This is a genomic window from Streptomyces sp. CA-243310, from assembly GCF_050936775.1.
In the GTDB taxonomy this organism is placed as follows: domain Bacteria; phylum Actinomycetota; class Actinomycetes; order Streptomycetales; family Streptomycetaceae; genus Streptomyces.
Window position 1 is genome coordinate 1156262 of the sequence record NZ_JBNJMF010000001.1, and the last position, 19111, is coordinate 1175372.

20 protein-coding genes are annotated in these 19111 nt (G+C 72.4%); 10 read left to right on the forward strand and 10 right to left on the reverse strand.

Annotated elements, in window-relative coordinates:
- Positions 1–41: 41 nt before the first annotated feature.
- Positions 42–923 (reverse strand): helix-turn-helix domain-containing protein, encoded by an 882-nt coding sequence (locus tag ACQEVM_RS05530; protein WP_433075642.1) that lies wholly within the window; start codon positions 921–923, stop codon positions 42–44.
- A 149-nt stretch (positions 924–1072) separates the two neighbouring features.
- On the opposite strand from ACQEVM_RS05530, the gene ACQEVM_RS05535 reads away from it, so the two are divergent.
- The gene (locus ACQEVM_RS05535; protein ID WP_433075644.1) at positions 1073–2119 is read left to right on the forward strand and encodes an NAD(P)-dependent alcohol dehydrogenase; all 1047 of its coding nucleotides are present in this window, start codon (positions 1073–1075) and stop codon (positions 2117–2119) included.
- A 111-nt stretch (positions 2120–2230) separates the two neighbouring features.
- Here the strand turns inward: ACQEVM_RS05535 and msrA are convergent, their stop codons facing one another.
- Positions 2231–2905, reverse strand: a complete 675-nt coding sequence (msrA, locus tag ACQEVM_RS05540) for a peptide-methionine (S)-S-oxide reductase MsrA (RefSeq protein WP_433075646.1) — start codon at positions 2903–2905, stop codon at positions 2231–2233.
- A gap of 95 nt (positions 2906–3000) precedes the next feature.
- Positions 3001–4107, reverse strand: coding sequence for a hypothetical protein (locus ACQEVM_RS05545; RefSeq protein ID WP_433075648.1), 1107 nt, complete (start codon positions 4105–4107; stop codon positions 3001–3003).
- A 109-nt stretch (positions 4108–4216) separates the two neighbouring features.
- Here ACQEVM_RS05545 and ACQEVM_RS05550 point away from each other — a divergent pair, with 109 nt between their 5' ends.
- Entirely contained in the window at positions 4217–5371 is a 1155-nt protein-coding gene (locus ACQEVM_RS05550; protein ID WP_433075650.1) for a cystathionine gamma-synthase, read from the forward strand.
- Positions 5372–5407: 36 nt separating this feature from the next.
- On the opposite strand, the gene ACQEVM_RS05555 is transcribed toward ACQEVM_RS05550, so the two are convergent.
- The 3 genes from ACQEVM_RS05555 to ACQEVM_RS05565 form a co-directional block, all read right to left on the reverse strand.
- Positions 5408–5662, reverse strand: a complete 255-nt coding sequence (locus tag ACQEVM_RS05555) for a hypothetical protein (RefSeq protein WP_234350237.1) — start codon at positions 5660–5662, stop codon at positions 5408–5410.
- Complete coding sequence (locus ACQEVM_RS05560; protein ID WP_433075652.1) at positions 5659–6111, reverse strand: sigma factor-like helix-turn-helix DNA-binding protein; 453 nt, start codon at positions 6109–6111, stop codon at positions 5659–5661. The genes ACQEVM_RS05555 and ACQEVM_RS05560 overlap by 4 nt, the downstream gene beginning before the upstream one ends.
- A 104-nt stretch (positions 6112–6215) precedes the next feature.
- Complete coding sequence (locus ACQEVM_RS05565; protein ID WP_267802403.1) at positions 6216–6737, reverse strand: MarR family winged helix-turn-helix transcriptional regulator; 522 nt, start codon at positions 6735–6737, stop codon at positions 6216–6218.
- A 290-nt stretch (positions 6738–7027) separates the two neighbouring features.
- Here ACQEVM_RS05565 and ilvA point away from each other — a divergent pair, with 290 nt between their 5' ends.
- The 3 genes from ilvA (at position 7028) to ACQEVM_RS05580 (ending at position 10371) form a co-directional block, all read left to right on the forward strand.
- Positions 7028–8260: a threonine ammonia-lyase gene (gene ilvA / locus ACQEVM_RS05570; protein ID WP_433075655.1), complete on the forward strand. Its 1233-nt coding sequence runs from the start codon at positions 7028–7030 to the stop codon at positions 8258–8260.
- 270 nt (positions 8261–8530) lie between these two features.
- The gene (locus ACQEVM_RS05575) at positions 8531–9562 is read left to right on the forward strand and encodes an ATP-binding cassette domain-containing protein (protein WP_433075657.1); all 1032 of its coding nucleotides are present in this window, start codon (positions 8531–8533) and stop codon (positions 9560–9562) included.
- Entirely contained in the window at positions 9559–10371 is an 813-nt protein-coding gene (locus ACQEVM_RS05580) for an ABC transporter permease (RefSeq protein ID WP_433075659.1), read from the forward strand. The genes ACQEVM_RS05575 and ACQEVM_RS05580 overlap by 4 nt, the downstream gene beginning before the upstream one ends.
- A gap of 21 nt (positions 10372–10392) precedes the next feature.
- On the opposite strand, the gene ACQEVM_RS05585 is transcribed toward ACQEVM_RS05580, so the two are convergent.
- The 3 genes from ACQEVM_RS05585 to ACQEVM_RS05595 all read right to left on the reverse strand — a co-directional run bounded on the left by ACQEVM_RS05585 (position 10393) and on the right by ACQEVM_RS05595 (position 12364).
- Positions 10393–10788 carry a hypothetical protein gene (locus ACQEVM_RS05585; RefSeq protein ID WP_433075661.1) on the reverse strand — a complete coding sequence of 132 codons (396 nt, stop codon included), beginning with the start codon at positions 10786–10788 and terminating at the stop codon, positions 10393–10395.
- A 350-nt stretch (positions 10789–11138) separates the two neighbouring features.
- The gene (gene greA / locus ACQEVM_RS05590; protein WP_053682166.1) at positions 11139–11636 is read right to left on the reverse strand and encodes a transcription elongation factor GreA; all 498 of its coding nucleotides are present in this window, start codon (positions 11634–11636) and stop codon (positions 11139–11141) included.
- A 314-nt stretch (positions 11637–11950) separates the two neighbouring features.
- A complete protein-coding gene (locus ACQEVM_RS05595) occupies positions 11951–12364 on the reverse strand; it encodes a DUF4307 domain-containing protein (protein WP_433075663.1) in 414 nt (137 codons plus the stop codon).
- A gap of 324 nt (positions 12365–12688) precedes the next feature.
- On the opposite strand from ACQEVM_RS05595, the gene mca reads away from it, so the two are divergent.
- Both mca and ACQEVM_RS05605 read left to right on the forward strand, forming a co-directional pair.
- Complete coding sequence (gene mca / locus ACQEVM_RS05600; RefSeq protein ID WP_433075665.1) at positions 12689–13570, forward strand: mycothiol conjugate amidase Mca; 882 nt, start codon at positions 12689–12691, stop codon at positions 13568–13570.
- Positions 13571–13572: 2 nt separating this feature from the next.
- Positions 13573–13803 carry a hypothetical protein gene (locus ACQEVM_RS05605; RefSeq protein ID WP_433075667.1) on the forward strand — a complete coding sequence of 77 codons (231 nt, stop codon included), beginning with the start codon at positions 13573–13575 and terminating at the stop codon, positions 13801–13803.
- 171 nt (positions 13804–13974) lie between these two features.
- Here ACQEVM_RS05605 and ACQEVM_RS05610 read toward each other — a convergent pair whose 3' ends face one another.
- Positions 13975–17250, reverse strand: a complete 3276-nt coding sequence (locus tag ACQEVM_RS05610) for a tetratricopeptide repeat protein (protein WP_433075669.1) — start codon at positions 17248–17250, stop codon at positions 13975–13977.
- A 220-nt stretch (positions 17251–17470) separates the two neighbouring features.
- Here ACQEVM_RS05610 and ACQEVM_RS05615 point away from each other — a divergent pair, with 220 nt between their 5' ends.
- From ACQEVM_RS05615 to ACQEVM_RS05625, 3 genes are all read left to right on the forward strand, one after another.
- On the forward strand, positions 17471–18340 hold the full coding sequence (locus ACQEVM_RS05615) for a DUF4344 domain-containing metallopeptidase (protein WP_433075671.1): 870 nt from the start codon (positions 17471–17473) through the stop codon (positions 18338–18340).
- A 168-nt stretch (positions 18341–18508) separates the two neighbouring features.
- Positions 18509–18679 (forward strand): hypothetical protein, encoded by a 171-nt coding sequence (locus ACQEVM_RS05620; RefSeq protein WP_433075673.1) that lies wholly within the window; start codon positions 18509–18511, stop codon positions 18677–18679.
- Positions 18648–19043: a hypothetical protein gene (locus tag ACQEVM_RS05625; protein ID WP_433075675.1), complete on the forward strand. Its 396-nt coding sequence runs from the start codon at positions 18648–18650 to the stop codon at positions 19041–19043. Before ACQEVM_RS05620 ends, ACQEVM_RS05625 begins: the two co-directional genes overlap by 32 nt.
- The last annotated feature ends 68 nt before the right edge of the window (positions 19044–19111 follow it).

Here is a 19111-nt window from a genome sequence, read left to right on the forward strand (position 1 = left end):
GGGCGCGCCGGCGGGGGCCCGCGGGGCCGGCCGGGCGCGCCTCAGTTCTGCGACGGGGCGTCCACGGGGGAGGAGTGGGTCGGCGCCGCCCAGGACGACAGCAGACGCAGGGCGTCCGCCGACGGGGAGCCCGGGGTGGCGTGGAAGGTGACCAGCGACTGCTCCGGGTCGTCCCGCAGGGTCAGCGTCTCGAAGTGCAGGTCCATCTCACCCACCACCGGGTGCCGCAGCCGCTTCACGCCGTGCGTCTTGTCGGCGACCGTGTGCGCCGCCCACAACCGCCGGAACTCCTCGTTCTTCACCGACAGCTCCCCGACCAGCGCCGACAACTGCTCGTCCTCGGGGTGCTGGCCCGCGTACATCCGCAGATTGCTGACCACCTCGCAGGCCCGGCACTCCCAGTCCGCGTACAGCTCCGCCGTCGCGTCGTCCAGGAACACCAGCCGCACCAGGTTCCGCTCACCGACCGGCAGCGCCCCGAAGTCCCCGAAGACCGCCACGGCCAGCCGGTTCCAGCCGATGACGTCCTGCCGCCGTCCCACCAGGTAGGCCGGTACGCCCTCCATCGCGTCCAGCAGCGTCCGCAGCTCCGGCCGGACCTGTTGGGGCCGCCGGGACTGCCGCCGCTTGAGGGTGCGCGGGCTCGCCAGGTGCGTCAGGTGCGCCGACTCCGTGTCGTCCAGCCGCAGTGCCCGCGCGATGGCGTCCAGCACCTCCGCCGACACGTTCTGTCCGTGTCCCTGCTCCAGCCGCGTGTAGTAGGCCACCGACACCCCGGCCAACTGCGCCAGCTCCTCCCGGCGCAGGCCGGGCACCCGGCGGTGGCGGCCGTAGTCCGGCAGTCCCACGTCCCCGGGGCGCAGCCGGGCCCGCCGGCTCCGCAGGAACTCGCCCAGTTCGGCTCGCTGATCAAGCTGGTCCATACAGCCAGTATGTCCGGGTCGCGAACCGTGTGCCTGACCCCGCCAGTGGTAGGTCCACGGGACGTAGGCACAACAGGGGACTGGGTGACACGAGGGAACGGGGGCATCGTGGAGATACCGCTGGAAATCCCCGTCCGAGGAGCTTCACCATGTCCGTCACCCAGGTCGCCGCCTACGCCGCTCCCGCCGCGAAGGCCCCGCTGGAGCGCACGACGATCCCGCGCCGCCCGGTCGGCGAGCACGACGTCCTCATCGACATCAAGTTCGCCGGCATCTGCCACTCCGACATCCACCAGGCCACCGACGGCTGGGGCGAGGGCATCTTCCCCATGGTCCCCGGCCACGAGATCGCCGGTGTGGTCACCGAGGTCGGCCCCGGCGTCACGAAGTTCGCGGTCGGCGACCGGGTCGGCGTCGGATGCTTCGTCGACTCCTGCCGCGAGTGCGAGCAGTGCCTGGCCGGCTTCGAGCAGTACTGCCTCAAGGGCATGACCGGCACGTACAACGCGATGGACAAGAACGGCGAGCCCACCTACGGCGGCTACTCCACCCACATCGTCGTCGACGAGAACTACACCGTGCGCATCCCCGAGGGCATCGACCTCGACGTCGCCGCCCCGCTGCTGTGCGCCGGCATCACCCTGTACTCCCCGCTCAAGCACTGGAACGCGGGCCCCGGCAAGAAGGTCGCCATCGTCGGCCTCGGCGGCCTCGGCCACATGGGCGTCAAGATCGCCTCCGCGCTGGGCGCGGACGTCACCGTCCTGTCGCAGAGCCTGCGCAAGAAGGACGACGGCCTGCGGCTGGGTGCCTCGGAGTACCACGCCACCAGTGACGAGACCACCTTCGAGAAGCTGGCCGGCAGCTTCGACCTGATCGTCTCCACGGTGTCCGCGCCGCTTCCCCTCGACACGTACCTGCGGCTGCTCAAGGTCGACGGCGCGTTCGTGAACGTCGGCGCGCCGGAGGACCCGGTCTCGCTGAACCTGTTCTCCGTCATCGCCGGCCGCAAGACCCTCGCGGGCTCCTCCATCGGCGGGATCGCCGAAACCCAGGAGATGCTGGACTTCTGCGCCGAGCACGGCCTGGGCGCCGAGATCGAGCTGATCGGTGCCGACCGGATCAACGAGGCCTACGACCGTGTCCAGTCGAGCGACGTCCGCTACCGCTTCGTCATCGACACCGCGACCATCTGACCCGACCCCTCGGCGCGGCCGGGTACCTGGGCCACGAGCGCCCGGGCATGACGACGCCCCGGCCGGCCGCCGCGGGTGCGGCGGCCGGCCGGGGCGTGCGCGCCGGACGGCTCAGGCGCCTGCCGTCGGGGCCTGGGCCACGCCGATCGGGCAGCTGACGCCCGTGCCGCCGATGCCGCAGTAGCCGCCGGGGTTCTTGTCCAGGTACTGCTGGTGGTAGGCCTCCGCCGGCCAGAACGGGCGCTCCGACGCCGGGAGGACGGCGGTGGTGACGTCGCCGTGGCCCGCGGCCGTCAGGACCCGCTGGTAGGCCTCCCGGGAGGCCTCGGCCTCGGCCTGGTGCGCGGGGGAGTGGGTGTAGATCGCCGAGCGGTACTGGGTGCCGACGTCATTGCCCTGGCGGAAGCCCTGCGTGGGGTCGTGGGACTCCCAGAACAGCTTCAGCAGCGTCGCGTACGAGACGAGCGCCGGGTCGAAGACCACCCGCACGACCTCGGTGTGGCCGGTCTGCCCCGAGCAGGCCTCCTCGTACGTCGGGTTCTCCGTGAACCCGCCCTGGTAGCCGACCAGGGTGGTCCACACCCCGGGGGTCTGCCAGAACTTGCGCTCCGCGCCCCAGAAACAGCCCAGGCCGAAGTCCGCCACCGCCAGGTGCGCGGGGTAGGGCCCCGCAAGCGGGTTGCCGAGCACGGTGTGCGCGGACGGCAGCGAGAAGAGCGGTTCCGAGCGGCCCCGCAGGGCCTCTTCGCGGGTCGGGAGCTCGGGCGTGCGGCGGTACGAGAACATGGTCGCCTCCTTGGTAGTGGGAACAACGGACAAGGACGGTCCGGGATTCCCGAACCGTCCCGCGCGCGGGAGCCCGCGCGCCGCCGACCCCCGCGTCAGTGCGGCAGCGTCGCCGGCGAACCGCCGTTGGCCTCGTAGCCCGCCACCGCCAGCGCCCGGTACACCGCGTACGCCGCCGCCGGGTCCGGCGAGGCCGACCAGGGCAGCGCGCCGACGTACCCGTCCACGTGCCGCACCTGTTCCATCGCCTCCGCCCAGCGCTCCATGCTCACCAGGAACATCAGCAGCAGGTGCCGGACGTGGGCGAGCATCGGGTCGTCCGCGCGGGCCGTGCGGACCGCGTACAGCGCGCCCTCCACGGCCCGGGTGACGACCGCGCTCTGCCAGAACGTCGACACGAAGTTCACCTCGGGCAGGTGCTCGTACACCGCGAACAGCGGCAGGGCCGCCAGCAGCGAACCCTGCGGGGCGCGGGCCGCCGCCGCGTGCGTGAACGCGTCGGCCTTCTCCCGCGAGCCGTGCCACTTCTCGCACCAGTAGTTCAGGGCCGCCAGGTGCGCGCCCATGTGCTGCGGGGCCCGGTCGATGACCTTCGCCCACAGCGCGTCGTACTCCGCCTCGGAGTAGCCCAGCGCCCGGCCGATCGCCAGCTCCGTGATGTACGGGACCGGGTCCCCCGGCGCGAGCAGGGCCGCCCGCCGGCAGGCCTCCAGGGCCTCCTCCAGGATGATCCGGTGGTCCTCGGAGCCGACGCCGCCCGAGTGCCGCCAGGCCTGCTGCACCAACAGTTCGGCGTGCACCTGCGCGCCGCCCGCGTCCTTCGGCGCCTCCAGCCGCCACGCCTTCAACCACTGCGCGCCCTCCCCGGGCCGGCGCACCAGGTCCAGCGCCGCCGCACCGCCGAAGGCCTGGACGCGCTGCCAGCGCTGCTCGCCCTCCGTCGGGGTCCCGGCCAGCAGTTGCGAGGCGGCCTGCCACCGGCCGGTCCGCTCGACGTTGTCGAGGGCGTCCATCAGGTCCTGGTCGGGCCCGGGAACGCGGATGTCCAGCTCCTCTTCCCGGTCGAACCCGTAGTTCGCAGGGTCGGCGGCGTCCGGGCTGCCGGGCGCGACCAGCCGGGCACCGCCCCGCCGGCGCCGGATGTAGGGGGCGGCGATGGCCACGAGCAGGCCCATCGCGAAGAGGAACCACAGAATCTCCATGCCTCCAAGCGAACCAGACGCACCCGGGCCAAGGCCAATGCCTCACTGGCCAGGCCCGACGGTCGGGGCACGAGAGGAACCACCGCCGTACGGGGCATAGCATCTGCCCATGAGCGACAGCCACGAGCACCAGAGCTTCGAGACCCGCGCGATCCACGCGGGCAATACGGCGGACCCGCGGACCGGCGCGGTCGTGCCCCCGATCTACCAGGTGTCCACGTACAAGCAGGACGGCGTCGGCGGACTGCGCGAGGGCTACGAGTACAGCCGCAGCGGCAACCCGACGCGCACCGCCCTGGAGGAGAACCTCGCGGCGCTGGAGGGCGGCCGACGCGGTCTCGCCTTCGCGTCCGGGCTCGCCGCCGAGGACTGCCTGCTGCGCACGCTGCTCTCCCCGGGCGACCACGTGGTCATCCCGAACGACGCCTACGGCGGCACGTTCCGCCTCTTCGCGAAGGTCGTCTCCCGCTGGGGCGTCGAGTGGTCGGTGGCCGACACCTCCGACGCGGACTCCGTGCGGGCGGCCCTGACGCCGAAGACCAAGGTGATCTGGGTCGAGACCCCCTCCAACCCGCTGCTCGGCATCACGGACATCGCCGTGGTCGCCGACATCGCGCGGTCCGCCGGCGCCAAGCTGGTCGTGGACAACACCTTCGCGTCCCCCTACCTCCAGCAGCCCCTGGCGCTCGGCGCCGACGTGGTCGTGCACTCGCTGACCAAGTACATGGGCGGTCACTCCGACGTCGTCGGCGGCGCCCTCGTCACTGCGGACGAGGCGCTCGGCGAGGAGCTGGCCTACCACCAGAACGCCATGGGCGCGGTGGCCGGCCCCTTCGACTCGTGGGTCGTGCTGCGCGGCATCAAGACCCTCGCCGTCCGCATGGACCGGCACGCGGAGAACGCGGCCAAGATCGTCGAGGTGCTCGCGCGCCACCCGAAGGTCACCAAGGTCCTCTACCCGGGCCTGCCCGAGCACCCGGGCCACGAGGTCGCCGCCAAGCAGATGCGCAACTTCGGCGGCATGATCTCCTTCCAGGTCGCCGGTGGCGAGGAGGAGGCCGTCGCGGTCTGCGGCCGTACGAAGATCTTCACCCTCGCCGAGTCCCTCGGCGGCGTCGAGTCCCTCATCGAGCACCCGGGCCGGATGACCCACGCCTCGGTGGCCGGCTCGGCCCTGGAGGTCCCGGCGGACCTGATCCGCCTCTCGGTCGGCATCGAGAACGCCGACGACCTCATCGCGGACCTCACCCGCGCGCTGGGCTGAGTCCCCTCTTCGCCCGATGCCGCCGCCGGGCGGACGTCACCAGCCCTCCAGGGGCGGGGAGACATCGCTCGGCGGCGTCGCCCACGGCCGGGTCAGCGCCGCCCACACCGTGAACGCGAGCGCCGCCGCGCACAGCACCGTCCAACCGAACCGGCGCAGCGCCCGGCGGCGGCGCAGGAGCCGGTCCCCGCGGGCCGCGGCGGCAGCCGCCAACCCGACCGGCACCGTCGGGTGGGGACCTTCCATCAGCTCCCGCACCCGGGCCGCCTTGCGGTCGGGGAAGGCGCTCACGCCGCCTCCCGACCGGGGGCGGGCACGACGTCCCGCAGGGCCGCGACGGCCCGGTTGCACAGGGCGTGCACCCGCTCGGCCGGCAGCCCGAGCTGCGCCGCGGTGACCTCCTCCGCGACGCCCTCGTACACCCGCAGCACCAGGACGAGCCGTTCCAGCGGGACCAGCCGCGCGAGCGGCCCGGTACCGGAGGGCCGGCGCCGGGCGGTGCGGGCGTACGCGGCGCACAGTTCCTGCCGCGTGTGGTCGTACGGGTCGTCGCCGCGCAGCCGGCGCCAGTCCGCGTACGTACGGGCCAGGGCGCCCGCGAGGAGCCGGCGCGCGACGGCCGGGTCGTCCTCGGGCTCCGCGGTCAGCAGGATCGCGACGTGCAGGAGCCGGCCCGCCGCACCCGCGACGAAGGCCTCGAACTCCGCGTAGGGCCTTGCCCGGTGGTCCACAACCCCCATGGCTCACATAGTGCGGTCGGGGGCACCGCCTTGGTCAAGGGGTCGGACACGGCCGGATCCGTACGGTGCGCCGGGCGGGCCCGGGGACCGGGCGGCGGCGGGGTTCAGGAAGCGGGGCCCGCGTCGGCGACGGAGGCCATCAGCTCCGACAGCGACAGGTTGAAACGCGTCAGCAGCCCGGTGAAGGACTCGCGCTCCTCCTCCGTCCAGCCGTCGGTCACCCGGGCCATCAGCTCGCGCCGCGAGGACCGGACCTCCTCCAGCCGTGCCAGCCCGCGCGGGGACAGCGCGAGCACCACGGCCCGGCCGTCCTCGGGGTGCGAGGTCCGCTTGACCAGGCCGCCGTCGACGAGCGGGGCCACCTGGCGGGTCACGGTCGACGAGTCGATGCCCATGCCGCCGGCGAGCGCCTTCACGCCCATCGGGCCTTCCAGGTCGAGTCGGTTCAGCAGCAGGTAGGCGGCTCGGTCCATCGAGTTGCGGGCCTGACCGACTCCGCCGAGGCGGGTCTGCTCCGCCCGGCGGGCGAAGACCGCCACCTGGTGCTGGAGCGCGTCGAGGAGACCGGCTTCGGCGGGCGTTTCGGCCACCGTGGGCAGGTCGGAACTGGCCGGGATGGAGGGCATGGCCGTGGGCTCTCTTCGCGTGGGTCCGACAAGGATGGGGGACAGAGTACGCGGCCGTGCGGCGGCTCGTACGCCTCGTACGAGAACTCATACGACCATCGCCGGACGGAATGCGGGCGCCGTCGCGATTGGCGTGATCCCGCCCCTGGTCGGACGGCGTGCGGCTCGCACCGCCGGCCGGCCGAGGTCGGAGAGCCCCTCGCACCGGCGGCCGGCCCCCCTTGCGCGAGCCCCGTCTCACGGGTTCGACGTCCTGCGCCCCGATCCGTGCGGGCTGCGAGACTGGCCACATGAACTACCGCGTGCCCACGCCCGTCCCCCAGGTCATCCTCGACGACGTCCGGGGGGCCCAGAAGATGCTGTCGGGCGTCTCGCGGGTCACCGCGATGGAAGGCAGTCGGCACCTCTCCGCGCTGACCGGATCGCCGGTCCACCTCAAGTGCGAGAACCTCCAGCGGACCGGTTCCTTCAAGCTGCGCGGGGCGTACGTGCGCATCGCTGGCCTGCGCCCCGAGCAGCGCGCCGCCGGTGTGGTCGCGGCCAGCGCCGGCAACCACGCGCAGGGCGTCGCGCTGGCCTCGTCGCTCCTGGGCGTGCGTTCCACGGTGTTCATGCCGGTGGGGGCGCCGCTGCCGAAGGTGGCGGCGACCCAGGAGTACGGCGCCGAGGTGATCATGCACGGGCAGGTGGTCGACGAGACCCTCGCCGCCGCCCAGGAACACGCCGACCGCACCGGGGCGGTGTTCATCCACCCCTTCGACCACCGCGACATCATCGCGGGTCAGGGCACGGTCGGCCTGGAGATCCTGGAACAGTGCCCCGAGGTGCGCACGATCCTCGTCGGCATCGGCGGGGGCGGGCTCGCCGCCGGCGTCGCCGTCGCGGTGAAGGCGCTGCGGCCCGACGTGAAGGTCATCGGCGTGCAGGCGGCGGGCGCCGCCGCGTACCCGCCCTCGCTCAAGGTCGGGCACCCGGTCTCGATCGACCATCCGAACACGATGGCGGACGGCATCAAGGTCGGTCGCCCCGGCGACGTTCCCTTCAAGATCATCGGTGAACTCCTCGACGACGTCCGCACGGTGTCGGAGGACGCGCTCTCCAGCGCCCTGCTGCTCTGTCTGGAGCGGGCCAAGCTCGTGGTCGAGCCGGCCGGGTGCAGTCCGGTCGCCGCACTGCTGAGCGAGCCCGAACTGTACGGCGGCGGCCCGGTCGTGGCCGTCCTGTCCGGCGGGAACGTCGATCCGCTGCTCCTCCAGCGGATCCTGCGGCACGGCATGGCGGCGGCCGGCCGCTACCTCTCGCTGCGGTTGCGCGTGAGCGACCGGCCCGGAGCGCTGGCCGGTCTGCTCGGGGTGTTGTCGACGGTGGACGCGAACGTGTTGGACGTCAGCCACGTCCGGACCGACCCTCGGCTGGGACTCACCGAGGTGGAGGTGGAACTGCACCTGGAGACCAAGGGGCCCGAGCACTGCGCCCAGGTCGCGCGGTCGTTGCACGCCGCGGGGTACACGGTCATGAGCTGAGGGCGGTGGGGCACGGGCCGAGGGCGGGGCGGGGCGTCGTCGAGTCGGCAGCCGCGGCGGGTCCCCGATCGGGGCGGGACGCGCGGGGCCTCGCACATCCGAACGGAACCCCCGCCCCATGGCGGTACGCGATATGACGCGATACCGTATCGGCTCGGCTCGCGCGCACCCGGAACCGGGCGGTTCGAGTCTTCGCGAAGCCGGGCGGAGCGCGTGTCCCGCCCATAAGATTTGCCTGGGAAACACCCGATTCGCTCTGGGAGAATCCTTATGCCGGGCGCCATCTACGCCGAAGGCCTGGTGAAGACCTTCGGTGACGTAAGGGCTCTGGACGGCGTGGACCTCGATGTTCCCGAAGGGACCGTCCTGGGCCTCCTCGGCCCGAACGGCGCGGGGAAGACCACGGCCGTGCGCGTTCTGACCACCCTCCTGCGGCCCGACAGCGGCAGAGCCCTCGTCGCGGGATTCGACGTACTCGAGAACCCCGACCAGGTCCGCCGCTCCATCGGTCTCTCGGGCCAGTTCGCGGCGGTGGACGAGTACCTCACCGGCCGCGAGAACCTCCACATGGTCGGCCGGCTCCACCAGATGAACTCCAAGGCGGCGAAGGCCCGCGCGGCCGAACTGCTGGAGCGCTTCAACCTCGCCGAGGCCGCCGACCGGACGGCCAAGACCTACTCCGGCGGCATGCGCAGGCGCCTCGACCTCGCGGCGGCGCTCGTCGTCAGCCCGCCCGTGATGTTCATGGACGAGCCGACCACCGGACTCGACCCCCGCAACCGGCAGCAACTGTGGGGCATCATCCGGGAACTCGTGGCGGGGGGCACCACCCTGCTGCTCACCACCCAGTACCTGGAGGAGGCCGATCACCTCGCCCACGACATCTGCGTCGTCGACCGGGGCAGGGTCATCGCGCGCGGCACCTCCGACCAGCTCAAGGCCCGTACCGGCGGCGAGCGGGTGGAGGTCGTCGTCCACGAGAGGGACCACCTCGCCACGGCGCGCGGGGTGCTCGCCGGTTTCGGCAAGGGCGAGGCCACCGTCGAGGAACACACCCGCAGGCTCACCGTTCCGGTGTCCGGCGGGGCCAAGCTGCTCGCCGAGATCATCCGCGAACTCGACGGCCGGGGCATCGAGATCGACGACATCGGGCTGCGCCGGCCCACGCTCGACGACGTGTTCATCTCGCTGACCGGCCACGCGGCGGAGCGGGACCGGGGGAGCGGCGCCCCGGACGGCGCCGCGGCCACGGCCGACGCCGAGCCCGAGGGCGACACGGCGCGGAAGGAGCAGGTGCAGTGAGCGGCACGACCGACTCCCTGGTCATCGCGCATCGCAACCTTCTGCGGATGAGCAGGATTCCCGAGATGATCCTGTTCGGGCTCATCCAGCCGGTGATGTTCGTGGTCCTCTTCACGTACGTCTTCGGCGGGTCCATCAACGTTCCGGGGGCGCCCGCGGGCAGCGCGAGTGCCTACAAGGAATTCCTCATGGCCGGCATCTTCGCGCAGACCGTCACCTTCGCCACGGCGGGCGCGGGCGCCGGCATCGCCGACGACATGCACAAGGGGCTCATCGACCGGTTCCGCTCGTTGCCGATGGCACGCGGCGCCGTGCTCACGGGCCGCACCCTCGCCGACCTCGTGCAGACGGCGGTGACGCTGACCGTGCTGGCGGGCGTGGCCCTGATCGTCGGCTGGCGTACGCACGAGAACATCGGCAAGGTGCTGGGAGGGTTCGCCCTGCTCCTGCTGCTCGGCTACGCGTTCACCTGGATCGGCGCCCTCATCGGCCTGACCGTGCGGACGCCGGAGGCGGCGACCTCGGGCGGTCTGATCTGGCTGTTCCCGCTGACCTTCATCTCCATCGCGTTCGTCCCGGTCAACGGCATGCCGAGGTTCCTCCAGTACGTCGCCGAGTGGAACCCGTTCAGTGCCACGGTGGCGGCGTCGCGCGGGCTGTTCGGCAACACGATCGACGGGGTTCCGCTGTCGGTGACCGGCGCCTGGCCGATGCAGCATCCCGTGTGGGCCTCGATCATCTGGTCAGTGGTGATCATCGCCGTTTTCCGCACGCTGGCGGTCCGCAAGTACCGCCGGGTGGACGCCTGACCCGCCGCCGCCCGCGCGTTCTCACGAGCAGAAGAGCGTGTACCCGGACTTCTTGTAGAAGGTGATGCGTCCGTTCACCGTCGCGCTCGCCAAGGTGGCGTACTTGCCGCACGGCGGAATCGCCGCCTTCGTCGTCACTTTTCCGGCGGAGATCGTCTTGCAGGTCGTGGAGATCGCGACGTCGGGGGTGTAAGGGTGCGCCGCCAGTAGGGTGACGCAGAATTTGGTCGGGGCGTTGGGGCCGTTGAGGTTGGCCGAGCCGACGACTTTCCCGCCGCTCGCGTAGGGGGCCTTCACCGTGCCCGATGCCTGCGCGTCCGCCTGGGCCGTCAGCGCACTGGTGAGAACAAGCGCGACGGCCGCGGCTGCGGTTCCCGCCAATCGGAATACGCCCTTCACAATTCGCTCCTCGCTCATTCGCGGTGGGGGTGTTCGCCTCGTTCGGTCGAGCACGAGAGAAGCTACTCGCCATGTGCGGACGTTCGTGATGCGAATCCGGCCACGTTTCGGGCCTGATTCCGACAGTGAAGGGCGCGGCCCGGCTTCCGGTCTGCGTCGCCACACGTGGTGGTTCGGCGCCCTGGGAAAAGGCGGCGGGGCAGGCCGTTCGCGTTCTGGTGCGATCCCACCCCGGGGCCCGTCGTCGGGCGCGAGGCCGGGCGGCCGACCCCGATCCGCCGGCGAGAACCCGTGCGGGAGGAGTCCGGTCACGCGAGAGCCCCCGCCCGGATCGGATCCGGGCGGGGGCTCTCGACGTGCGCGGGTGCTCAGCCGGTGAAGGGCTTGACGTCGAGGATCTTGACGGCCGCCGTCTTGCCGTTCGGCAGCTCGTACGAGGCGTCCTCGCCGATCTTCTTGCCCATCACGCCGGTGCCCAGCGGGGACTGCGGGGAGTAGGTCTCGAAGTCCGAGGACGCGTACTCGCGCGAGGCCAGCAGGAACTCCATGGTGTCGTCCTCGTCGCCGTCGAAGGCGATCTTGACGAGGGTGCCGGGGGCGACCACGCCGTCGGAGGCGGGGGCGGTGCCGACCTTCGCGTTCTCCAGGAGCTGGGTCAGCTGGCGGACCCGGAGCTCCTGCTTGCCCTGCTCCTCCTTGGCCGCGTGGTAACCGCCGTTCTCACGCAGGTCGCCCTCTTCACGGGCAGCTGCGATCTTCGTCGCGATCTCCGTGCGTGCGGGACCAGAGAGGTAGTCCAGCTCTGCCTTCAGCTGGTCGTACGCCGCCTGGGTCAGCCAGGTGACGCTCTCGCTCGTCTGGGTCACGGGTGCTCCTCGTCGGTACAGGGGACTTCAAAGCCGCCAGCGGCGGACGAAACCACGAGCCTAACAATTCGGGAAGAAAAGGGGGAGGACACCCTGTGTATGAAGTGTGTCATCGCGCGTCGCCGGGCCGGGTGGAGTCGCAGGTCACACGCCTGGTGCGGGATGCGAGGGCAATCTTCCCGGGCGTGGCGCGCTACCGATCCGTAATGGGCGCCACCGGTCGGGAACGGTCAGTACCGGTCGGTGGCGGGGACCGTTGCCCCGGGGTGCGCGACCCCGCGCGATCCCGGAAGGCAGGATCCGGAAGGGACGGCCTACGAGGTGGCGCCGGCGGCCTGGCAGCCGACCAGCTCGACCGTCGTCGCGCGCCCGGTGGTCTTCAGCGAGACGACCTCGTCCACGCGCGCGTCCCGCTGCCCGAACGTGAAGTCGGCGCGGCCCACCTCGCCGTGCCCCTCGTCCTGGGAACTGAGGGTGCAGACCCCGGTGACCCCGGCGTCCTTGCGGACCTCCAGATGCACCTTGACCTCGCCGGCCGACACGATCTGGAACTTGATCACCTCGGCGCTGACGGTCTGCCCGCCGACGTAGTCCCAGCCGATCCAGCCGACCACGCCCAGCAGACCGACCCCGAGCACGGACCCGACGATCTTGAGCTTCCGGTCCGCGCGCTCGTCCGCCGACCGGCCGTAGCGACCCTCGGGCAGTCCTTCGCGCACCGTGCTCATCGATCGTTCCTTTCGCGAGGGCCGGGAAGCCGCGCTCCTCCGGTCCGGTCACCGTAACCGGAGGATGTCACGCCCCCCGCCCCGGGGCGGAATCAGGGGCCGGTCGAAGCGGAATCCGAGGGCCCGGAAAAACGGCGAAGGGCGGGCCGGGCACGCATTACCTTGGTCGGACCGCATGTACACGGGCACCGCGTGCGGAGCCTCGCCCCCCGGGACGAGTGTGCCGGGAATCTCCCTCGTCTCCGTTTGTTGAGGGGAGGAGTGACTATGGAAGGCGCCCACCGCCCCCTCCCTTTTGCCAGACGAGTACCAGAGGATCCTGTCTTGACCGAGCAGCTTCGACTGATGGCCGTCCACGCCCACCCCGACGACGAGTCGAGCAAGGGCGCGGCCACCATGGCCAAGTACGTGTCCGAAGGGGTGCCCGTGCTGGTGGTGACCTGCACCGGTGGTGAGCGCGGCTCCGTCCTGAACCCCAAGCTCCAGGGGGACAAGTACATCGAGGAGCACATCCACGAGGTCCGCGCCAAGGAGATGGACGAGGCGCGCGAGATCCTCGGCGTCGAGCAGGAGTGGCTCGGCTACGTCGACTCCGGCCTGCCCGAGGGCGACCCGCTGCCGCCCCTGCCCGAGGGCTGCTTCGCGCTCGCCGACGTCGACGAGGCCGCCGGCCGCCTGGTGAAGAAGATCCGCGCCTTCCGGCCGCAGGTCGTCACCACGTACGACGAGAACGGCGGGTACCCGCACCCCGACCACATCATGACCCACCAGATCTCCATGGTGGCCTTCGAGGGCGCGGCGGACACCGAGAAGTACCCGGAGGCCGAGTTCGGCCCGGCCTACCAGCCGCAGAAGCTCTACTACAACCAGGGCTTCAACAAGCCGCGCACCGTCGCCCTGCACGAGGCGCTGCTCGCCCGCGGCCTGGAGTCCCCCTACGGGGAGTGGCTGGAGCGCTGGAAGGAGTTCGAGCGCACCGAACGCACGCTGACCACGCACGTTCCCTGCGCGGACTTCTTCGAGATCCGCGACAAGGCGCTGATCGCGCACGCCACGCAGATCGACCCGGACGGCGGCTGGTTCCGCGTTCCGATGGAGATCCAGAAGGAGGTCTGGCCGACCGAGGAGTACGAGCTGGCGAAGTCGACGGTGGACACTTCCCTCCCCGAGTCCGACCTCTTCGCGGGCATCCGGGAGAATGCGTAGTCATGAGCGCTACGCAGGAAGCAATCGTCCAGCTCCTCCCGCTGGCCGGCGACACCTTCGACAAGAACAAGGTGACTCCGGGAATCCTCGGTTTCATCGTGTTCGCGGCCCTCGCCCTCGGGGTGTGGGGCCTGATGAAGTCGATGAGCAGGCACATGGGCCGGGTGGACTTCAAGGAAGCCCCCGAGCCGGCGGCCAAGGGCACGACGACGGACGGCACGCGGGCCCCGTAGGCCCCCGGGCCACCTCGTCCCGAACCTGCCGGGCCCGCCCGAGGCCCGGCGCGGGCGTCGGACGCACACGCGAGACCGCCGCCCCACCCCGTCCGACGGGGTGGAGCGGCGGTACGCACGCGTGCACGATCACGGCGGGCGCCGGGATCCGGCGGGCCCCGCCCCGGGCCGTCAGGAGACCGGCACCACCGGCACCCCCATGACCTCGCGCGACCGCAGGTTCGGGACCATGCCCAGCCGCCACGCCTGCCAGCCCTCCGCCGGATCCACGCCCCGCCCCAGGATCACCCCGTACGTCTCCAGGCAGTCCTCCAGCCGCCGGTCACGCAACGGGTGCGGGGCGGTCGTCAGCCGCACCAGCTCCGCCCGCGCCTCGTCCGAGGCGCCCGGGACCGACGGGACCGCGTACGGCAGCATCGTGCAGCGCAGGAAACGCGCCCAGTCCTCGCCGCGCAGGTCCCCGTACGAGGCGAACAGCCGGGCCGCCTCCTCGCACAGCCCCAGCGCCTGCGGGACCCGCGCGTTGCCCGCGTCCACGATCGCCAGCTCCAGGCAGGTCCAGCCCTCCCCGTGGGCCAGCCCGATCCGCCGGAAGTCCGCCCGCGCGTCCACCAGCAGCTGGCGGGCGAAACCGGAGTTCCGCAGGTTCCCCGTCTGCGCCGCCCGCTGGTCGCGCGTCACCCGGCCCGAGTGGTGGCGGGCGTGCGCCAGCCCGTACACGTCCCGCATCCGGGAGAACATCGTCCGGGCCCGCTCCAGCTCCCGCACCGCCTTGTCCCGCTCGCCGTCCTCCTCCAACGCCTGCCCGAGGTAGTACAGCGTCCACGCCTCACCGCGCGCGTCCTCCGCCAGCCGGTGCCGGGCCAGCGCGTCCCGCAACCGCTCCAACGCCGGACCCGGATCCCCGTCCACGACCCGCGCCCGCCCCAACTGGGTCAGCGCCCAGGCCTGGCCGCGGTCGTCGCGGGTACGCCCGTACATCTCCAGGGCCAGCCGCAGCTCCGGCTCCGCCCGCTCCGGGGCGCCCATCCGCAGGTACACCTGCCCCAGCTGGAAGTGCGCCCACGCCTCCCCGTGCACGCTCTCGCTCTCCCGGTGCAGGGCGATGGACCGCTCCAGCAGCGTCAGCGCCTCCCCGAGCTCCGCCCGGTCCCGCTGCACCGCCGCCAGCGCGTGCAACCCCCACGCCCGGTCACCCGCCAGCTCCGGCGACTCCTGGAGGGCCAGGGCCTCGCGCAGCCGGGACGCGGCCTCCGGAAGGTTGCCCTGGTGGTGCAGGGTGATGCCCAGCGACACCAGGGCCATCGCCGCACCCGCCTCCTGCTCGGCCTCCATGTACTGGTCGACGACCGAGGTCAACGTGGTGCGGGCCTTGTCCAGGTCACCGAGCTGGCGCGCGGCGATGCCCGTGCGCCACTGCACCGAGCGGGCCATCCGACCGCCCCGCCCCGGTTCCCCCCGCTGTCCCGCCTCCACGGCCTGGGTCAGCTCGTTGATCTCGCCCAAGCGGTACAGGTCCCCGCGCAGCAGACAGAAGTCGCACAGCGCGCCCAGCAGGTCCAGCACCGCCTGCTGGTCCACGTCCTGCGAGTGCCGCAGCGCCGCCGTGATGAAGCTCGACTCGTCGTCCAGCCAGCGCAGCGCCGCGTCCAACGAGGCGAAGCCGTGCCCGCCGAAGTGGTTGGCGCGGGTGGACATCTTTCCGTCGACCATCCGGATCACCGAGTCCGCGAGCTGCGCGTAGTTGCGGATCAGCCGCTCGTGGGCCGCCGCCGCCTCCGCCCGGTCCTCGTCGGCCGTCAACCGCGCCGCCGCGTACGCGCGCACCGCGTCGTGCATCCGGTACCGCTCCCCGCGCACCGGGTCCAGCAGGCCCGCCCGCGCCAGCTCGCGCAGCAGCCGCCCCGCCTCCACCTGGTCAGCGTCGATCAGCGCCGCCGCCGCGGACGGCCCGAGCGAGGCCCGCCCGGCCAGCGTCAGACGCCGCAACAGCCGGCGCCGCTCCTCCGGCAGCCTTACGTACGCCAGGTCCAGCGCGTGCTCCAGGGTGCCGCCGGAGCCCCCGGCCGCCTCGACCTCCCCCAGGGGAGCCAGCACGCGCAGCGCCAACGGCAGCCCCGCGCCCAGCCCCGACAACGCCCGCCCGGCCTCCTCCCCGTACGCGGGCCCGCCCGCCGCCTCCGCGCCGGCGCGCAGCACCTCGGCCGCCTCCGGCTCCGACAGGCGGCCCAGCGGAAGCTGGTGCACCCACGCCGCCAGGTCCGCGGGCAACTCCAGCGGACCGGGGGCCGTCACCAGCACCAGACTGTCGGACCGCTCCGGAACCAGCATCCGGACCTGCGCCGCGTCCACCGCGTCGTCCACCACGACCGTCACCGGCAGCCCCTGGAGGTGCTGGTGGTACAACTCCCCGAGCCGCCGCACCTGTTGCTCCGCCGAGGCGCCCTCACGGAACAACAACTGCTCGCGCGGGGCGCCCAGCCGGTTCAGCAGGTGCAACAGCGCCTCCCGCGTCGACAGCGGGGCCTCCGCGGCATCGCTGTGCGGGGAACCGCCCCGCAGGTCCACCACGCACGCGCCGCGGAACTGGTCCCGCAGCGCGTGCGCCGCCCGCAACGCCAACGCGGTACGCCCCGAACCGGGCTCGCCGTGCACCACCACGACCACCGGCCGGGTCTCGGTACTGGCCCGCGCCGCCTGCACCCACTGCGCGATACGCGTCAGTTCCGCCCGGCGCCCGGTGAACCCCGCGTCCGTGCGCGGGAGTTGATTGAACGACTGCTCCAGCACACTGCGCCGCCGCGCCTCCGCGCTGCGATCCGTGCCGCGCAGCGCCGGACCGGAGCCCGTCGTCTGCTTGACGAGACCGACCGCGCCACCATTGACGCCCGACCGGCCGCGCGGCGGATTGCGCACCGCCGTCGCCACCAGACGCTGCTGCTCCAGGAAGGGCCGGATCCCGCGCACCTCCAGCGCCGACAGCCACTGCAGCCGCAACTGCTCCGGACCGCCCGGCCTGCCCGCCTCCCCGGCCCGCCGGTTCGCCGCCGGCAGGTGGAGCGCCGTCACCTTGACCGCCGTCGTGGCCGCCCCCGCGACGCCCACGACCACACCCGTACTGAAGGCCGTACCGGCCGCCACGCCGAAGGCCAGGTCCGCCCCGACGGCCGCGACCGCCCCGACCGCCGTGACCAGCAACGCCGTCGAACTGTTCGCGCGCCGGAACGCCTCGCCCAGCGACTGGTCCCCGGCCGCCGCCTCGTCCACGGCGCGCACGTACGCCTCGTACTCCTCGGAGGCGCTCGCGGCGAGCGTGTCCAGGGACTCCCGGCCGCGCGCCAGCAGGGCCGCCTTGTCGACCGGCGCCCCCGGAGCGGCCCGGCGCCCCTCCTCGTCCACGGCTCGCACCAGAAGCCGTTCGGCCTCCACACGATGACTGTCCCGCATCGGCATCCCCCTCAGAGCGCTCCGGCAACGTGCCCCAAGTGTCCTGCGGGACGGTCGCGAGCGCGAGGGAATCCGAACCGGTTCAGAGGGAGTTGGCGCGTCTTCGGTCGACGGCGTGCATATATGTACGGCCGGGCATAGGGCGAGCCGCCCGGCCGCGCCTCCCGGACAGATCAGTAGGCTGATCCGAACATCCGACAGTGTGGTGGGGGGCGGCACGATGGCGGGGACACCGACGCGCGCCGCCGAAAGCCGCCGCGCCGAAAGCCGCCGCGCCGAAAGCCGCCGCGCCGAAAGCCGCCGCGCCGAAAGCCGCCGCGCCGAAAGCCGCCGCGCCGAAAGCCGCCGCGCCGAAAGGCACCGTGTCCTGCCCGCCGCACTGTCCGCCTCGCTCTGCGCCGCCCTCGCGACGGCCCTGCTGTCGGGCGGCTGCGCACCCGCACCGCGCGGATTCGCCGTACGGTACGAGGCCCCCGCCGCCGGCGACGAACGCGAGGCCGCCTTCCTGCGCGACGGGAAACACGCCGAACGGGCCGTCACCCGACTGAACGCCTACCTCGACCTCCCCGACCGGGTCACCGTCCTCGCCCGCTCCTGCGCGGGCGAGGGCACCGCCTACGAGCCCGCCGCGCACCGCATCGACCTCTGCTACGACGACATGGCGGAGGACCGGGAACTCCTCACGACGGACGAGAAGGTCGGCGCCATCGTCGCCGAGAGCGTGTACCACGAGGCGGCCCACGCCCTCGTCGACGCCCTCGAACTCCCCGTCGGACCCGACCCCGACGAGGAGAACACCGCCGACCGCTTCGCGGCCCTGATGCTGCTCCGCGAGGGCCCGGACGGGGAGCGCGCCCTGCGGACCGCCGCCGAGGAGTACGAACTCCTCGCGGCGCGGGAGCCGGACACCGACCCCGACGAGGACGAACACGCCCCGCCGGCCGACCGCGCCGCCGCCTACCTCTGCCTCCTGCACGGCGCGGCCCCCGACCGCCACCCCGACCTCGCCGCCCGCACCCGCGACTGCACCCCCACCTGGCCCACCACCCGCGCCACCTGGGAACACGCCCTGGCCCCGCTGCTCAGGTGATCGGCCGGGGGTGGGGCCGTCCCGCCGCTCCGAGGACCGGGGGCGGACCGAACGGGCCCGCGGTCCGGGACCTCTCTGATGACGTGTCGGTGCCCCGCCCTAACCTTGAGCGCGTGTGCAGAGGGGGGCGAGATGCCAAAGGTTCTTGAGAGTCGGCGTGTTGGGCGCATGGCGGTCAACGAGGTGCGCTCACTGCTGGAGCGGCACGGCCATATCGTGCAAGAGATCGACGGCGCGAATGATCACGGAGAGGACTTGCACGTGCCGGCTCCGTCGAGCCAGGGCGCTGCGCAAGACGATGAAGTCCGTGATCGTCTGCCGGGCGTCGGTGCTGGATGATTCCACCTCTGAAGCCTTCGTGCAGGCGATGCGAACCTACCTTGCTTGGGAGCGAGAGGGCGTCGGCAGGTGGGCGGACATGGCGGACGTGGAGTTCGGGCCGAACGACATCGTCAAACCGTTCGAGAACGACTGCGGCGAGCCCATGGTCTTCTGGCAGAAGCGCGGGGAGCCGTTCGCGGTGTTGCTTCATCACGACTTCGATTGGGACCCTGTACGCATCCAGGAGCGGATGCTCCGCCTCGATCTCGTCCCGTCGATCGGCCCCCTCATTCTTGACACCGCCGAGGCGCACTGGCTGATGGGATGCTTCAAGTCCACCGAATGGTGGCGTCGACCGGCCGAACAGAGCATCGTGCGCTGATGGGCCGGGAGGGGAAGCCCCACGCAGGCTTCACCGGCGGGGTCGGGCCGCTGTGAGAGGCTGGGCCG

What these genes read in the sequence shown, in the direction of transcription:
- ACQEVM_RS05530 (WP_433075642.1), bottom strand. Translation starts at nt 923, where the DNA reads ATGGACCAGCTTGATCAGCGAGCCGAACTGGGCGAGTTCCTGCGGAGC.
- ACQEVM_RS05535 (WP_433075644.1), top strand. Translation starts at nt 1,073, where the DNA reads ATGTCCGTCACCCAGGTCGCCGCCTACGCCGCTCCCGCCGCGAAGGCC.
- msrA (WP_433075646.1), bottom strand. Translation starts at nt 2,905, where the DNA reads ATGTTCTCGTACCGCCGCACGCCCGAGCTCCCGACCCGCGAAGAGGCC.
- ACQEVM_RS05545 (WP_433075648.1), bottom strand. Translation starts at nt 4,107, where the DNA reads ATGGAGATTCTGTGGTTCCTCTTCGCGATGGGCCTGCTCGTGGCCATC.
- ACQEVM_RS05550 (WP_433075650.1), top strand. Translation starts at nt 4,217, where the DNA reads ATGAGCGACAGCCACGAGCACCAGAGCTTCGAGACCCGCGCGATCCAC.
- ACQEVM_RS05560 (WP_433075652.1), bottom strand. Translation starts at nt 6,111, where the DNA reads ATGGGGGTTGTGGACCACCGGGCAAGGCCCTACGCGGAGTTCGAGGCC.
- ACQEVM_RS05565 (WP_267802403.1), bottom strand. Translation starts at nt 6,737, where the DNA reads ATGCCCTCCATCCCGGCCAGTTCCGACCTGCCCACGGTGGCCGAAACG.
- ilvA (WP_433075655.1), top strand. Translation starts at nt 7,028, where the DNA reads ATGAACTACCGCGTGCCCACGCCCGTCCCCCAGGTCATCCTCGACGAC.
- ACQEVM_RS05575 (WP_433075657.1), top strand. Translation starts at nt 8,531, where the DNA reads ATGCCGGGCGCCATCTACGCCGAAGGCCTGGTGAAGACCTTCGGTGAC.
- ACQEVM_RS05585 (WP_433075661.1), bottom strand. Translation starts at nt 10,788, where the DNA reads ATGAGCGAGGAGCGAATTGTGAAGGGCGTATTCCGATTGGCGGGAACC.
- ACQEVM_RS05595 (WP_433075663.1), bottom strand. Translation starts at nt 12,364, where the DNA reads ATGAGCACGGTGCGCGAAGGACTGCCCGAGGGTCGCTACGGCCGGTCG.
- ACQEVM_RS05605 (WP_433075667.1), top strand. Translation starts at nt 13,573, where the DNA reads ATGAGCGCTACGCAGGAAGCAATCGTCCAGCTCCTCCCGCTGGCCGGC.
- ACQEVM_RS05610 (WP_433075669.1), bottom strand. Translation starts at nt 17,250, where the DNA reads ATGCGGGACAGTCATCGTGTGGAGGCCGAACGGCTTCTGGTGCGAGCC.
- ACQEVM_RS05615 (WP_433075671.1), top strand. Translation starts at nt 17,471, where the DNA reads ATGGCGGGGACACCGACGCGCGCCGCCGAAAGCCGCCGCGCCGAAAGC.
- ACQEVM_RS05620 (WP_433075673.1), top strand. Translation starts at nt 18,509, where the DNA reads ATGGCGGTCAACGAGGTGCGCTCACTGCTGGAGCGGCACGGCCATATC.